This window comes from Marinobacter shunpengi (genome assembly GCF_045449695.1).
Classification (GTDB): Bacteria; Pseudomonadota; Gammaproteobacteria; order Pseudomonadales; family Oleiphilaceae; genus Marinobacter.
Map to the genome: position 1 here is coordinate 464,671 of NZ_JBJJKZ010000012.1, position 13,463 is coordinate 478,133.

At 61.8% G+C, this 13,463-nt stretch carries 15 protein-coding genes; 1 reads left to right on the forward strand and 14 read right to left on the reverse strand.

The features are described 5' to 3' along the window. Positions 1 to 26 precede the first annotated feature (26 nt). The 12 genes from ybgF to aspS form a co-directional block, all read right to left on the reverse strand. Positions 27 to 797 (reverse strand): tol-pal system protein YbgF, encoded by a 771-nt coding sequence (gene ybgF / locus ACJO2E_RS08855; RefSeq protein ID WP_406963511.1) that lies wholly within the window; start codon positions 795 to 797, stop codon positions 27 to 29. 31 nt (positions 798 to 828) lie between these two features. Beyond that, positions 829 to 1,395 carry a peptidoglycan-associated lipoprotein Pal gene (pal, locus tag ACJO2E_RS08860; protein WP_406963512.1) on the reverse strand — a complete coding sequence of 189 codons (567 nt, stop codon included), beginning with the start codon at positions 1,393 to 1,395 and terminating at the stop codon, positions 829 to 831. A 76-nt stretch (positions 1,396 to 1,471) separates the two neighbouring features. Beyond that, positions 1,472 to 2,809: a Tol-Pal system beta propeller repeat protein TolB gene (gene tolB, locus ACJO2E_RS08865; protein WP_406963513.1), complete on the reverse strand. Its 1,338-nt coding sequence runs from the start codon at positions 2,807 to 2,809 to the stop codon at positions 1,472 to 1,474. Between the two features lie 53 nt (positions 2,810 to 2,862). Next, on the reverse strand, positions 2,863 to 3,915 hold the full coding sequence (gene tolA, locus ACJO2E_RS08870) for a cell envelope integrity protein TolA (RefSeq protein WP_406963514.1): 1,053 nt from the start codon (positions 3,913 to 3,915) through the stop codon (positions 2,863 to 2,865). Positions 3,916 to 3,918: 3 nt separating this feature from the next. Continuing rightward, complete coding sequence (gene tolR / locus ACJO2E_RS08875) at positions 3,919 to 4,371, reverse strand: protein TolR (protein ID WP_328189392.1); 453 nt, start codon at positions 4,369 to 4,371, stop codon at positions 3,919 to 3,921. 26 nt (positions 4,372 to 4,397) lie between these two features. After that, positions 4,398 to 5,087, reverse strand: a complete 690-nt coding sequence (gene tolQ / locus ACJO2E_RS08880; RefSeq protein ID WP_328189290.1) for a protein TolQ — start codon at positions 5,085 to 5,087, stop codon at positions 4,398 to 4,400. Positions 5,088 to 5,090: 3 nt separating this feature from the next. Continuing rightward, positions 5,091 to 5,564: a YbgC/FadM family acyl-CoA thioesterase gene (locus ACJO2E_RS08885; RefSeq protein ID WP_406963515.1), complete on the reverse strand. Its 474-nt coding sequence runs from the start codon at positions 5,562 to 5,564 to the stop codon at positions 5,091 to 5,093. Continuing rightward, positions 5,548 to 6,585, reverse strand: coding sequence for a Holliday junction branch migration DNA helicase RuvB (gene ruvB, locus ACJO2E_RS08890; RefSeq protein WP_406963516.1), 1,038 nt, complete (start codon positions 6,583 to 6,585; stop codon positions 5,548 to 5,550). The genes ACJO2E_RS08885 and ruvB overlap by 17 nt, the downstream gene beginning before the upstream one ends. Positions 6,586 to 6,832: 247 nt before the next feature. After that, complete coding sequence (gene ruvA, locus ACJO2E_RS08895) at positions 6,833 to 7,462, reverse strand: Holliday junction branch migration protein RuvA (protein WP_406963517.1); 630 nt, start codon at positions 7,460 to 7,462, stop codon at positions 6,833 to 6,835. 61 nt (positions 7,463 to 7,523) lie between these two features. Beyond that, positions 7,524 to 8,087, reverse strand: a complete 564-nt coding sequence (ruvC, locus tag ACJO2E_RS08900) for a crossover junction endodeoxyribonuclease RuvC (RefSeq protein ID WP_406963518.1) — start codon at positions 8,085 to 8,087, stop codon at positions 7,524 to 7,526. Between the two features lie 38 nt (positions 8,088 to 8,125). Continuing rightward, a complete protein-coding gene (locus ACJO2E_RS08905) occupies positions 8,126 to 8,875 on the reverse strand; it encodes a YebC/PmpR family DNA-binding transcriptional regulator (protein WP_406963519.1) in 750 nt (249 codons plus the stop codon). A 76-nt stretch (positions 8,876 to 8,951) separates the two neighbouring features. Beyond that, positions 8,952 to 10,754, reverse strand: a complete 1,803-nt coding sequence (gene aspS, locus ACJO2E_RS08910) for an aspartate--tRNA ligase (protein WP_406963520.1) — start codon at positions 10,752 to 10,754, stop codon at positions 8,952 to 8,954. A 269-nt stretch (positions 10,755 to 11,023) separates the two neighbouring features. On the opposite strand from aspS, the gene fabR reads away from it, so the two are divergent. After that, complete coding sequence (gene fabR / locus ACJO2E_RS08915) at positions 11,024 to 11,653, forward strand: HTH-type transcriptional repressor FabR (protein WP_328189301.1); 630 nt, start codon at positions 11,024 to 11,026, stop codon at positions 11,651 to 11,653. A gap of 15 nt (positions 11,654 to 11,668) precedes the next feature. Here fabR and ACJO2E_RS08920 read toward each other — a convergent pair whose 3' ends face one another. Both ACJO2E_RS08920 and ACJO2E_RS08925 read right to left on the reverse strand, forming a co-directional pair. Beyond that, positions 11,669 to 12,106 carry an HIT domain-containing protein gene (locus tag ACJO2E_RS08920; RefSeq protein WP_406963521.1) on the reverse strand — a complete coding sequence of 146 codons (438 nt, stop codon included), beginning with the start codon at positions 12,104 to 12,106 and terminating at the stop codon, positions 11,669 to 11,671. A 4-nt stretch (positions 12,107 to 12,110) separates the two neighbouring features. After that, positions 12,111 to 13,454 (reverse strand): UDP-glucose dehydrogenase family protein, encoded by a 1,344-nt coding sequence (locus ACJO2E_RS08925; protein WP_406963522.1) that lies wholly within the window; start codon positions 13,452 to 13,454, stop codon positions 12,111 to 12,113. Positions 13,455 to 13,463 lie beyond the last annotated feature (9 nt).

The window sequence follows — 13,463 nt, forward strand, 5'->3', positions numbered from 1 at the left end:
GATTTTTTTGGGGTGATCAACCCCTTTTAACCGGCGCCCAGGTATTTTTTTGCCAGATTGGCCGCCTGGCTGGTGCCGTACTGATCAACTACCCGCTTCATGTACCGTTCGGCCTGATCCTTCTCACCCATACGGTCATGGACCACCCCCAGTTTGTAGAGGGCATCCGGTGCCTTGCGGTGATCCTGATACCGGGTGGCAACAATCGTAAACGCCTGTTTGGCCTGCTCCAGTTGGGGCTTGACCAGGTAGACTTCGCCGAGCCAGTAGTACGCATTTACCGTCAGGTCCCCTTCCGGGTACTCGCCGATGAAGTCGTACAGATCACCAATGGCCTGGTCATAGGCCTTGTCCTGCTGGATCAGTGCCTGGATCCGCTCGTAGGCTTCCCGCTCCTCCGCCGACGGCTGCCGGTATTCCTGGCTAACGGTCTGGGGCTGTTGCCGTTCGCTGGACGCGGCGGCTGCTGAACCACCGGACGAGCCGCCGCCACCGGAGCGGGACTGACTCTGCTGTTCGGACAGCTCCATCAGCCGTTGATCCAGATCGATATAACGCTCCCGGGACTGCCGTGTCAGGCGCTCAAGCTGATTTCGCTGCTCCTCCAGTTCTCCCCGCAGGCTTCGTACTTCCTGCTGGAGCCGCTCGATCATGAAGAAGAGCTCGGCATTGCCCTGGTTACCGGCGGACTGCCGCCGGGCTTCCGACTCGTTGTTCTGATAGGCCGGCGTGGAAGATTGCGCCAGGGCACCGGCGGAAACCGCCAGTGCCACTGCCGCCACGAGAAGCTTTCTCATGGGTACACCTATTGTCAGTCACCGCTGTGTCTTAGCGGAAAATCAGTTCCACACGACGGTTCTGGGCCCAGGCACTTTCATTGGAGCCCATGGCCGCCGGCTTTTCCTCACCATAGCTTACCGTTTCGATCTGGCCGCGGTCAGCACCGTTAACCACCAGGAAACGCTGCACCGCATTGGCACGACGCTCGCCCAGGGCCAGGTTGTACTCCTTGGTGCCACGCTCATCGGTGTGACCTTCCAGGCGTACGTTCACGTTCGGGTTGCCGGCCAGGTAACGGGCGTGAGCCGCCAGCACATCCCGGGACTCCGCCTTGATTTCGGCGGTGTCGAAATCGAAGTAGAAGGTGGTGATACGACGCAGGGCCGCATCCTCGCCAGTGGCGGCCTGACCTGCCTGGCCGCGCTCGCCGTCCCTCAGTTCATCGGAGGAAACACCGCCGTCGCCATCATCGCCGTATACGGAGGCACCACCGTCCTGATCCACGGCAGTCATCTCATCATCGCCCATGGGCTCGTCACCAGTGGTACTACAGCCAGCGACCAGACCCAGCGAGAGTACAAGGGCAAATGCGGATTTTTTCATCATGGTGTTCATAGAACGTCCTTCTGCTTAGGTTTCTGTTGTTCCAATTTCATGGTTTTCAATGGGCCTGTTCCTCCCCCGCCGCTGTTCAACGGAGGATGGGGGACCAGGCCGGTTCACGTACATCCCCACGGGCCGCCGGCAGCGTATAGGCAGCGCCACCATTGGTGGATATAACGGTCAGTACGCTGTCATTCCCCTGGCGGGTCGCGTAGATCAGCAGTCGGCCGTTGGGCGCGATGCTTGGGGATTCGTCCATGCCGGTGCGGGTCAGCACCTGCTCGTCGCCGGAGTCCAGCTCGGTCCGCGCGATAAGGAAGGCGCCGTCGCGCTGATGGACGTAGTAGATGTACTCGCCATCCGGGCTGAAACGCGGCCGCGCGTTATATCGGCTACCGAAGGTAATCCGGCGGGGCGAGGCACGTTCGCTCTCCTTGATATAGATCTGCGGGCCACCGGAACGGTCGGAGGTAAAGGCAAGACCGTCTCCGTCCGGATGCCAGGCACCTTCGGTGTCGATGCCCCAGTGGTCGGTCAGGCGCGTCAGGGAACGAGTATCCACATCCAGCCGGTAGATCTCGGCATTGCCCGAGCGGGACAGGGTTACCAGCAACGAACGACCATCCGGTGACCAGTTAGGGGCGGAATTCAGACCGGGATAAGACGCCACCACGGAACGTTTACCAGTGGCCAGCTCATGTATGAAGATCTCCGGCCTGCCGCTCTCGAAAGACACATAGGCCAGCTTTTTGCCATCCGGCGACCAGTCCGGAGACAGGATGGGCTCGCGACTCTCCAGCCGGACGCTGGAGCGGCGACCATCCACGTCACTGATCTGGAGGCGGTAGCGGGGCTTGCCCTCATGTTCATCCAGGGTGACATAGGCCAGCTTGGTGGAGAAGATGCCCGGTTCGCCGGTCAACGCCTCGTATACCTTGTCGCTGATGTGATGTGCCAGCGTGCGTATGTTGTTGACCGACGTGGTGGAGGTTTCCCCCAGCATGCGCTTCTCACTGTTCACGTCGAACAGCTCATAGCGGGCACGGACCCGATCCCCCTCCAGGGTAACATTGCCCACCAGCAGGTAGCGCTGCCCCAGCATGCGCCAGTCCCTGAAGAAGACGTCGTCACCGCTGGACGGCAGGCTGAGCATGCGCTCCGCCGACAGTGGGGTGAATTCGCCGGTCATTTCCAGGTCATTGCGGACAATGGTGCTGATATCATCCCCCGCCGGCAGGTCACCGGACTTTCCGAAGGGTACCACTGCCACCGGAATCGCCTCTCCGGTGCCCTTGGTCACCCTGATCATCAGTTCCGCCCGGGCCACCGAGGTAGCCAGCAACAGGGTCGCCATCAACAGGACCAGTGCAACCGGTCCGGTGATCCTCAGGGAACTGGCCGTGTTCGTGGGGTTGGTTACTGTCATACTGGCCTCACCATCCTTTTTCGGGGTTCCGGTTGGGTGTTCAGCATCACACCTCAGACCTCCGGCTCAAACTTGATCGTAAACTGCCTGAAGTAGCGCTCAAAGGTATCGCGGCTCTCCGGAATTGGATACTCACGGATTGCCCGGGCGGCACTGATAGCGGAGTTGTCAAATGCCTGGTTCCCGCTGCTTTCGACGACTTCCACCGACTGCAGTTCACCATTGGGCAGCAACGTCAGACGCAACAGGACACTCATACCTTCCCGTGCCGACGACGGCGGATACCACTGATTCTCAATGGCCTGCCCTATCAGTGACACGTAGCGGGCCCTTTCGTTCTGCATCTCGGTTTCCCGGGCCCTGGCCGCGGCGGCCTCCTGCTGTCGGCGCTCCTCTGCCAGCCGGGATTCCTCGGCCTCCCGGGCCATGTCCTCCAGTTGCTGCTCCCGCTGGCGACGCTCGGCTTCTTCCTGTTGACGCTGGCGTTCGGCTTCCTCCTGGCGACGGCGTTCTTCCTCCTGACGCTGGCGTTCCTCTTCCTGGCGGCGCCGCTCCTCTTCCTCACGACGCTGCTGCTCCTGGCGCTTGCGTTCCTCTTCGGCCTTGCGCTCCGCTTCTTCGCGGGCCTTGCGCTCTTCCTCGGCCTGGCGGCGGGCTTCCTCTTCCGCTTCGGCCTGGGCTTTCTGCCGGGCAGCCTCTTCCTCACGGGCCTGGCGCTCACGTTCGCGGGCGGCCTCCTGCTCACGTCGCTGCTGTTCCAGACGTTCCTGCTCGCGCTGCTCCTGTTCCTGGCGCTGGCGCTCCTGCTCCTGTTGAATGCGCCGCTGCTCCTCTTCCTGCTGCTGACGCTCATCCTCCGGAGGCTGTTCCGGCTCCGCGGGTTCAGGCTCTGGCGGCGGTGTGGTGGTTTCCTGGGGCGGCACAGCCTCCGGAGCGACCAGCCGGGCGGAGATGCTGGGCTCAGGCGGTTCCTCAATGGGCGAAACCCAGTGCCAGCTCATCAGCGTAATCGCCACAATGGCGCCGTGGAGCACCAGCGACAATAATACCGGCGATGTCCACGCCGGGCGGCTTTCCTTACGTTCTTCGGGTCGTGGATCCGTCACAGATTATCCACCCGCCTCATCCGTCTCTTCTGCCTCGGTAATCAGGCCCACATTGGTGGCACCCGCCTGCTGCAGTACCGACATCAGTTGAACCACCTTGCCGTACTGTACGTTCTGATCGCCACGCACCAGCACCTCGCGATTGGTGCGCCCGGCCATGATCTTGCCGACCATCTCCTGTACCTGACGTAAGGGCATCGGATCACTGTCCTCATCACCCACCTGCAGATAGTAGGCACCATTGGCGTCGATGGATACCACCACAGACTCGGTCTCCTTCTCAGCCTGGATCGGATCCGAGGTTGTCTCCGGCAGGTCCACCTTCACACCCTGGGTCAGCATGGGAGCGGTCACCATGAAGATGACCAGCAACACCAGCATCACGTCGATATAGGGTACGACGTTGATCTCCGCCATGGGTTTGCGGCGAACCGTGTGCATCATTCCGCCTTTCATCACATCCTCTCCCGTCGCCTTCGCGATCAGCCCTGACTGCCACCGTTACCGTGCACCCGGCGATGCAGTATGCTGGAGAACTCCTCGGCAAAGGTTTCATAGTTCTGCAGCAGCGCGTCGGACCTTGAGGAGAACCGGTTATAGGCGATAACCGCCGGAATGGCCGCGAAAAGACCCATGGCCGTGGCGATCAGCGCTTCGGAGATACCCGGCGCCACCGTGGCCAGTGTCGCCTGCTGCACGGTCGCCAGCCCGCGGAACGAGTTCATGATGCCCCAGACGGTCCCGAACAGACCGACGTAGGGGCTGGTTGAGCCGACGGTCGCCAGGAACGGCAGATGGGTTTCCAGACGCTCCTGTTCCCGGGAGAAGGCCACCCGCATGGCCCGCTGGACACCGTCCATCACCGCATCGGGATCGCGGCTTTGCTGGCGCAGGCGGGAGAATTCCCGGAAACCGGCCCGGAAAACGGACTCCATGCCGGAATAGGGGGTCGGGTTGGCGTTGACTTCCCGATAGAGCTGGCCGAGGTCCATGCCGGACCAGAACTGTTCCTCAAAGGCCCGCTGTGCCCGCTTTGCCTTGCGGAAAACCTGGATACGCTGGAAGATCAGCGCCCATGAAATCACCGATGCCAGCGCCAGCAACAGCATGACAAGCTGTACCAGCGGGCCGGCCTGGGCGATGAGATGCCATACGGAAAGTTCTGAATCCACCATTTACTCCTGATGTGTCTGTGATGATGTCTTTGCCGCCAGGTGCCGCTGCAGCAATTGCCCCAGGTCTTCCGGCAGCCGCCTCGGGCGCCCGGAATCCAGGGCCACGCAGGCAACCGTGACACTGGCGCGGGCCAGTTCCCGGTCATCCGCCGCGCGGCTTACCCTCTGGTCGAACTCCATCCATACGCGCCCGGCATTCACCAGGTCTGCCGTGACCAGCAGTTCGTCGTCGACATAACCGGGCGCCGCGTAGTGAATGTTCAGTTTCTGTACCACATAGCTGATGTTGTCGCTGAGCCCGGAGCGAAGCCCCACGCCACGCCCCCGACACCATTCAGTACGCGCCCGCTCCATATAATGCAGGTACTTGGGATGAAAGATAATACCGCCAGCATCTGTATCCTCGATATAGACACGTACGGGCAGGGTAAAGGCGGCGAGTTCCTGATCGGCGTCGTTACGGCTGTCCGTCAAGGAGATCCTCCTGGTGTGATGATTTCGGCGTGGCGCCAAAGTGAAGGTAGGCACTGTTGGTGACCATACGCCCTCGCGGCGTCCGAACCATGAACCCCTGCTGTATCAGGAAAGGCTCCAGCACATCCTCGATGGTGCCCCGCTCTTCGCTGATGGCGGCGGCAAGGCTGTCGACCCCCACGGGGCCCCCATCAAATTTCTCGATCATGGCCAGCAGCAGCCGTCGATCCATGTGATCGAAGCCTTCGTTGTCCACTTTCAACATGTTGAGGGCCTGGTCCGCCACCCCGGCGGTAATGGAACCGTCGGCCTTTACTTCCGCGTAGTCCCGCACCCGGCGCAGCAGGCGGTTGGCAATTCGCGGCGTGCCCCGGGAGCGCCGGGCGATCTCATAGGCACCGGCGTCATCAATGGAGACGCCGGACAGGGCGGCCGACCTCAGCACAATTGAGGTCAGGTCGCGGGTATTGTAGAACTCCAGCCGCTGCACGATGCCGAAGCGGTCCCGCAGCGGTGATGTCAGCAATCCGGCCCGGGTGGTCGCCCCCACCAGTGTAAACGGCGGCAGGTCCAGCTTGATCGAGCGGGCCGCCGGCCCTTCCCCGATCATGATATCGAGCTGGTAGTCCTCCATCGCCGGGTAGAGCACTTCCTCCACCGCTGCATTGAGGCGGTGGATCTCGTCGATAAACAGGACATCGCCCTGCTCCAGGTTGGTGAGCATGGCGGCCAGGTCACCGGCCTTCTCCAGCACCGGACCGGAGGTGGTCTTGATGGCCACGCCCATTTCGTTGGCGATGATATTGGCGAGGGTGGTCTTGCCGAGACCCGGAGGGCCGAAGATAAGCGTGTGGTCCAGGGCCTCGTTGCGGCCCCGGGCGGCGGAGATAAAGATCTCCATCTGTTCGCGGACAGTGGGCTGACCCACGTAGTCTTCCAGGCGATGGGGCCGTATCGCGCGGTCGTAGGCCTCTTCCTGTAGCCCGGCCTGGGGAGAAATCAGTCGATCAGATTCAATCATGTAAAGACTCGTTACAGGTTTTCACCATCATACCTGTGTTCGGATGACTTGTTCATCCGCCCTGACCGGCATTGTCGGACCCCGTCGGTGCATCCCCTTCCCTGACCCACGTCGGCAGGCCCTGGCCAAGTGCTTCCGGTCATCCCCTCAACCCGGACACATTGTACGGTCAGTAGTATGCCTGTCACGTTACGCTCTTTACACATTCCCCGGCCATTTCCGAACGGCGAACAGCCGGATATCCACCTCAGGTGGCGGGGATCATGGCCTTGAGCGCCTGCCGGATCAACTCTTCCCGGCTCATGCCGTCCTCGGCGACACGATTGATGGCCTTGCTGGCCTCCTGGGGCTTGTAGCCCAGGGCGATCAGGGCGGCCTCCGCCTCTTCCGATGCGTCCGGCTGCTTTGGAGACCGTGACGGCAGGTCCGATTCTTTCACGGCACCATCACTGGATACCACGAACTGCCCCTCAAGCTGCCCGATACGGTCAGCCATGTCGATCAACAGTCGCTCGGCGGTCTTCTTGCCCACACCCGGCAGTTTCACCAGGGCGCTGGTGTCCCTCTGCTCCACGCAACGGATGAACTGATCCGCATCCAGACCCGAAAGAATCCCCACAGCCAGCTTCGGGCCCACCCCGTTCACCTTGATCAGAAGGCGGAACAGATCCCGGTCCAGGCGCCGGGCAAAGCCATACAGACTCTGGGCATCCTCACGGACCGCAAAGTGGGTATGCAGGGTGACTTCCTGGCCGGCTTCCGGCAGATGGAAGAAGGTGGTGTAGGGAATATCCACTTCATAGCCGAGGCCGGCAGCCTCCACCAGGACCTGGCCAGGCTGCTTTTCAACCAGGGTACCGCGCAGTCGTCCGATCACCGGGTCTGTCTCCGTTGTTCTGTTACTGGAATAGTGTTCTGTTTCCGGGATAGAGGGAAGATTAACGCATCCGACCGCCGCGGACACGCCTGCCGGCAGCCGCCTGTGATGTGGCCGACGTTGCGGATGCCTGACCGGCCCCGGACAGGCGGGCCACGCTCTGGCTCATGTGGGCATGGCACAGGGCGATGGCCAGGGCGTCGGCGGCATCCTCCTGGGGCTTGCGGGCGAGTTTGAGGATGGCCTGCACCATGTGCTGGACCTGGGACTTGTCGGCGCCGCCCTTGCCCACCACCGCCTGCTTCACCTGGCGGGCGGAGTATTCGTGTACCGCCAGCCCGGAATTGGCGGCGCTGACGATAGCCACGCCCCTGGCCTGCCCCAGCTTGAGGGCTGAATCCGGGTTGCGGGCCATGAACACCTGCTCAATGGCGAATTCGTCCGGCCGGTACTCGGCAATCAGCGTGGCCAGGCTCTGGAAGATCACCTGCAGCCGCTCCGCCATGGGCCGCTCCCCGACCCGGATACAGCCACTGTCCAGGTATTCGGTAGTGCGGCCACTGGTGCGGATGACGCCATACCCGGTAATACGGGATCCGGGATCCACCCCAAGGATAATTGCCATCAGGCACTGCCCCCGCGTCTTGTGGGTAGGGAGTCGACTCAGGCGTTGAGTTCCTGCAGAACCTCGTCGTCGAATTCGGCGTTGGAATAGACGTTCTGCACGTCGTCCAGGTCTTCCAGCATGTCGATCAGCTTGAGGTTGGACTCGGTGCCATCCCGGTCCAGGTCCACGGTGGTCGCCGGCACCATGGTGACTTCGGCATTGTCGGGTTCCAGGCCGGCTTCCACCAGGGCTTCTTTCACATCCAGGTAGGTTTCCGGGGTGGTGCGTACCTCGAAGGAGCCATCATCCTGCTCGACAATATCCTCCGCGCCCGCCTCCAGGGCCACCTCCATCAACCGTTCCTCGCTGGTGCCGGGAGCATAGCTGAGAATGCCCTGCTTGCTGAACAGGAACGCCACCGAACCATCAGTGCCCAGGTTGCCGCCGAACTTGTTGAAGGCGTGACGCACCTCGGCCACGGTACGGTTGCGGTTATCGGTCATGACCTCCACGTACATGGCGACGCCTCCGGGACCATACCCTTCGTAGGTCAGTTCCTCGTAGTTGTTGTCGTCGCCACCGCCGGCGCCCCGCTCAATGGCGCGCTCGATGGTGTCCTTCTTCATGTTGGCGGTCAGGGCCTTGTCCATCACCGCACGCAGACGGGGGTTATCGTTCGGGTCCGGGCCACCCAGCTTTGCCGCCACCACCAGTTCACGGATGATCTTGGTGAAGATCTTGCCACGCTTGGCATCCTGGGCCGCCTTGCGGTGCTTGATGTTGGCCCATTTACTGTGCCCGGCCATAAACCACTCCTGTCTTGCTGCTGGCCAATGGATTGGGAGCCGCCCCGACCGAAACGAATACCGGAGCGGCCCTGTCTCAGCCTTCGGACTTCTCCCCGGCCTGGTCGGCCGCCTTGGCGACCGGCTTGCGCAGGCGGATGTTGAGTTCCTTGAGCTGCTTCTCGTCCACCTCGCCCGGTGCCTGGGTCATCAGGCAGGTGGCGCTCTGGGTTTTCGGGAACGCAATCACGTCACGGATAGAACTGGCGCCGGTCATCAGCATCACCAGACGGTCCAGGCCGAAGGCCAGGCCACCGTGGGGAGGACAACCGAACTTGAGGGCATCCAGCAGGAAGCCGAACTTGGCCCGGGCTTCCTCCTCGTCGATCCCCAGTACCCGGAACACGGACTGCTGGGTGTTCTCATCATGGATACGAATGGAGCCACCGCCCAACTCGGTACCGTTCAGTACCATGTCGTAGGCCCGGGACAGGGCATTGGCGGGGTCTGCCGCCAGTTCCTCCGGAGTGCAGCTCGGCGCCGTGAACGGATGGTGGATAGCGGTCAGGCCGCCGTTGTCGGTTTCCTCGAACATGGGGAAATCCACCACCCACAGGGGCGCCCATTCTTTAGTCAGCATCTCCAGGTCGTGGCCCACCTTGATCCGCAGGGCCCCCAGGGCCTCATTGACCACGTTGGTTTTGTCCGCACCGAAGAATACGATGTCGCCGTCTTCCGCGCCGGTACGCTCCATGACCGCCATGGCGGTCTCATCACCCAGGAACTTGACGATGGGCGATTGCAGACCTTCAACGCCCTTGGCAACCTCGTTCACCTTGATGTAGGCCAGCCCCTTGGCGCCATAAATGCCAACGAACTTGGTGTAGTCGTCGATCTGCTTGCGGGTCAGGCTGCCGCCATTGGGCACCCGCAGTGCGGCAACGCGGCCTTTCGGGTCTTTGGCCGGGCCGGAAAATACCTTGAAGTCGACGCTCTCGACCAGGTCGCCCACATCCACCAGTTCCAGCGGGATACGCAGGTCCGGCTTGTCCGAGCCGTAACGCTGCATGGCCTCGCCGTAAGGCATGCGAGGGAATTCCGGCAGCTCCACGTCCAGAACGTCCCTGAACAGGTTGCGGGTCATGGATTCGGTCAGGTTCATCAGGTCTTCCTCATTGACGAAGGAAGCCTCCAGATCCACCTGGGTGAATTCCGGCTGACGGTCGGCACGCAGGTCCTCGTCCCGGAAACACTTGGCGATCTGGTAATAACGGTCAACGCCGGACACCATCAGCAACTGCTTGAACAGTTGTGGAGACTGGGGCAGCGCGAAGAAGGAGCCTTCATGGGTACGGCTGGGCACCAGGTAGTCACGGGCACCTTCCGGCGTGGCACGGGTCAGGATCGGGGTTTCCACGTCCATGAAGCCGTTGCCATCCAGGAAGTTACGGATGTAGCTGGTGACCCGTGAACGGAACCGCAGACGGTTGAGCATCTCAGGGCGACGCAGGTCGACAAAACGGTAGCGCAGGCGCACGTCCTCCCCCACATCCACATGCTCGTCCAGGGGGAACGGCGGGGTGGCGGCGGCGTTGAGGATGGTCAGCTCGCGGCCCAGCACTTCCACCTGGCCGGTGGGCATGTTGGGGTTCTCGGTGCCAGAGGGACGACGACGGACCCGGCCGGTGATCTGGATCACAAACTCGCTACGAACCTTCTCGGCCTTGGCAAAACTTTCCTCGGTATCCGGATCGAACACCACCTGGGCCATGCCGTCCCGGTCACGCAGATCCAGGAAGATAACGCCCCCGTGATCCCGCCGGCGGTGGACCCAGCCACAGAGCGTGACGTCCTGATCGATGTTTGACTCGTTGATTCCACCGCAATAATGACTGCGCATACCCGTTCCCATAGCTGTCGTTACAAGTGTGTGTTCTGAAGTCCTGCCACCAGGATGGTGGCTGCCCTGAAGGCGCCTTTGAAAAAGCGGGTCATTATAAACACAATCGCGCCCAAAATCAGGACCAGGATTTGCTGCGGATTCACGAATCGGCCGCACGGCACATGGAATCCGTTCCGGTGATTTGTCTCAGAGTCGTCGCTGTCCGCTACCATCCTCATAATTGCCTGTCTACAATGACTCGCCAGCAGACCAACCAAGGATACCCCGTGTCAGCCCGCGCCGAACAGAAACTCCGTACCCGCCGTGCCCTGATGGACGCTGCCCTCTCCCAGCTCAGCGCCGACCGGGGTTTCGGCAGCCTGAGTCTGAGGGAAGTGGCCCGGGAGGCGGGCATTGCACCCACCTCCTTCTATCGCCACTTCGCGGAGCTGGACGAACTGGGCCTGGCCCTGGTGGACGAAGGCGGTGTCGCCCTGCGCCAACTCATGCGCCAGGCCCGCAAGCGGATCGCCCGTAACGGCAGCGCCATCAGCACGTCGGTGGATACCTTCCTGGAATACCTGGGCAACAACGCCAACCTGTTCCGCCTGATGTTGCGTGAACGGACCGGGGTATCCAAGCAGTTCCGTACCGCCGTGAAGGCCGAGATCGATCATTTCGTGACGGAACTGGCGGATGACCTGGCCCGCTTTGGCGAGGAACGGGGCAAACCACTCTACAATGCCCGCACGGTGGCGGAAGCCATGGTGACGCTGGTGTTCAACCAGGGTGCGGAGGCCCTGGATGCCAGTCGCGAGGAAAGGGAGCAGTTGCGGAAGCGGCTGAAAATGGAGCTGCGCATGGTGCTGCTGGGCTCCCAGGTAATGGCACGGCACCGGAACACGATCCGGCTCTGAACCAGGATTTGGGAATCAGCCCGCCGGAACCCCTTTGATCAGTTCGGCAAGCACTGGTTCAAGCCGCGCAAGACACGCCTCCAGCTCGCCCTCACCGTAGGGCTCAGGGGCCTGGAGCCCCCAGACCGGACCAGGCCAGCCGGTGTCCCCCTCCCGGCGGACAATGTGATGCAGGTGGAGCTGAGGAACCATATTGCCCAGTGCCGCGACGTTAAGCTTGTCGCCACCAAACGCCCCCATCATCCCCTTCCCCAGTAACGAGGATTCCGCCAGCAACTGCTGCTGATCGGCAACGGACAACTGGTAGATCTCCCGGATATCCGGACGCCTGGGCACCAGCAGCACCCAGGGCCAGGTCCGGTCGTTCATCAGGCGGATTTCACACAGGTCGGTACGACCGAGGCTGATGGTGTCAGCCTCCAGCCGTGCGTGAAGGAGGAAATCTCCAGCCATGACGTCAGCCGACGTTGAACTGGTTACGACCGCGACCGATAGCGTAGTAAACCAGACCATAACGATCCAGCATCTGGGGCTCGTACATGTTACGGCCGTCGATGATCACCGGCTCTTTGAGGGTCTTCACGATGGCCTCGAAGTCCGGTGAGCGGAATTCCTTCCACTCGGTACAGATTACCAGGATGTCGGCGCCGCGCAGGGCCTGCTCCTTGGTACCGCAGAGTTGCAGGTCATCCCGGTTACCGTAGATACGCTGGGTTTCCTCCATGGCTTCCGGATCGAAGGCCTGGACCCTGGCACCGGCCTCCCAGAGGGATTCCATCAGGGTACGGGCCGGCGCTTCTCGCATGTCATCCGTGTTGGGCTTGAAGGACAGCCCCCAGACCGCCACGGTCTTGTTCGCCAGGTCGCCCTGGAAGTAGTGGCTGACCTTGTCGAACAGTACGTGCTTCTGGTCGTAGTTTACCGCTTCCACGGCATTGAGCAGCTTTGACTCATACCCACAGCCATGGGCGGTGCGGGCCAGCGCCTGCACATCCTTGGGAAAGCAGGAGCCACCGTAGCCACAGCCCGGGTAGATGAAGTGGTAGCCGATACGCGGGTCGGAACCGATACCACGACGCACCGCCTCGATATCCGCGCCCAGGCGTTCCGCCAGGTTGGCAACCTCGTTCATGAAGCTGATCTTGGTGGCCAGCATGGCGTTGGCGGCGTACTTGGTCAGCTCGGCGGAACGGATGTCCATGAAGATCATCCGGTCGTGGTTGCGGTTGAACGGGTAGTAAACCTCCCGCAGAACCTCTTCCGCCCGGTCACTGTTGGTGCCGATGATGATGCGGTCCGGCTTCATGAAATCGTTGACCGCGGCCCCTTCCTTGAGGAATTCGGGGTTGGAGACCACATCGAAATCCAGCTCCAGGTTACGGTGGTCCAGCTCGAGGCGCACGGCGTCACGCACCTTGTCGGCGGTACCCACGGGCACCGTGGACTTGTCCACCACCACCTTGTAGTCGTCCATATGCTGGCCAATGGATTTGGCCACCGCCAGTACATACTGCAGGTCGGCGGAACCGTCCTCATCCGGGGGCGTGCCCACGGCAATGAACTGCAGCAGGCCATGGGCCACGGCTTCCGCCGTATCCGTGGTGAACTTCAGGCGTCCTGCATCCGCGTTGTGGCGGACAATGGGCTCCAGCCCCGGCTCGTAGATGGGGATCTGGCCATTCCTGAGTCGTTCGATCTTTCCCTGGTCAACATCCATGCAAAGCACATCGTGGCCGGAATCCGCCAGGCAGGCGCCTGTCACCAGTCCCACATAGCCTGTGCCAAAAATGGTAATTTTCATGGGCTCATT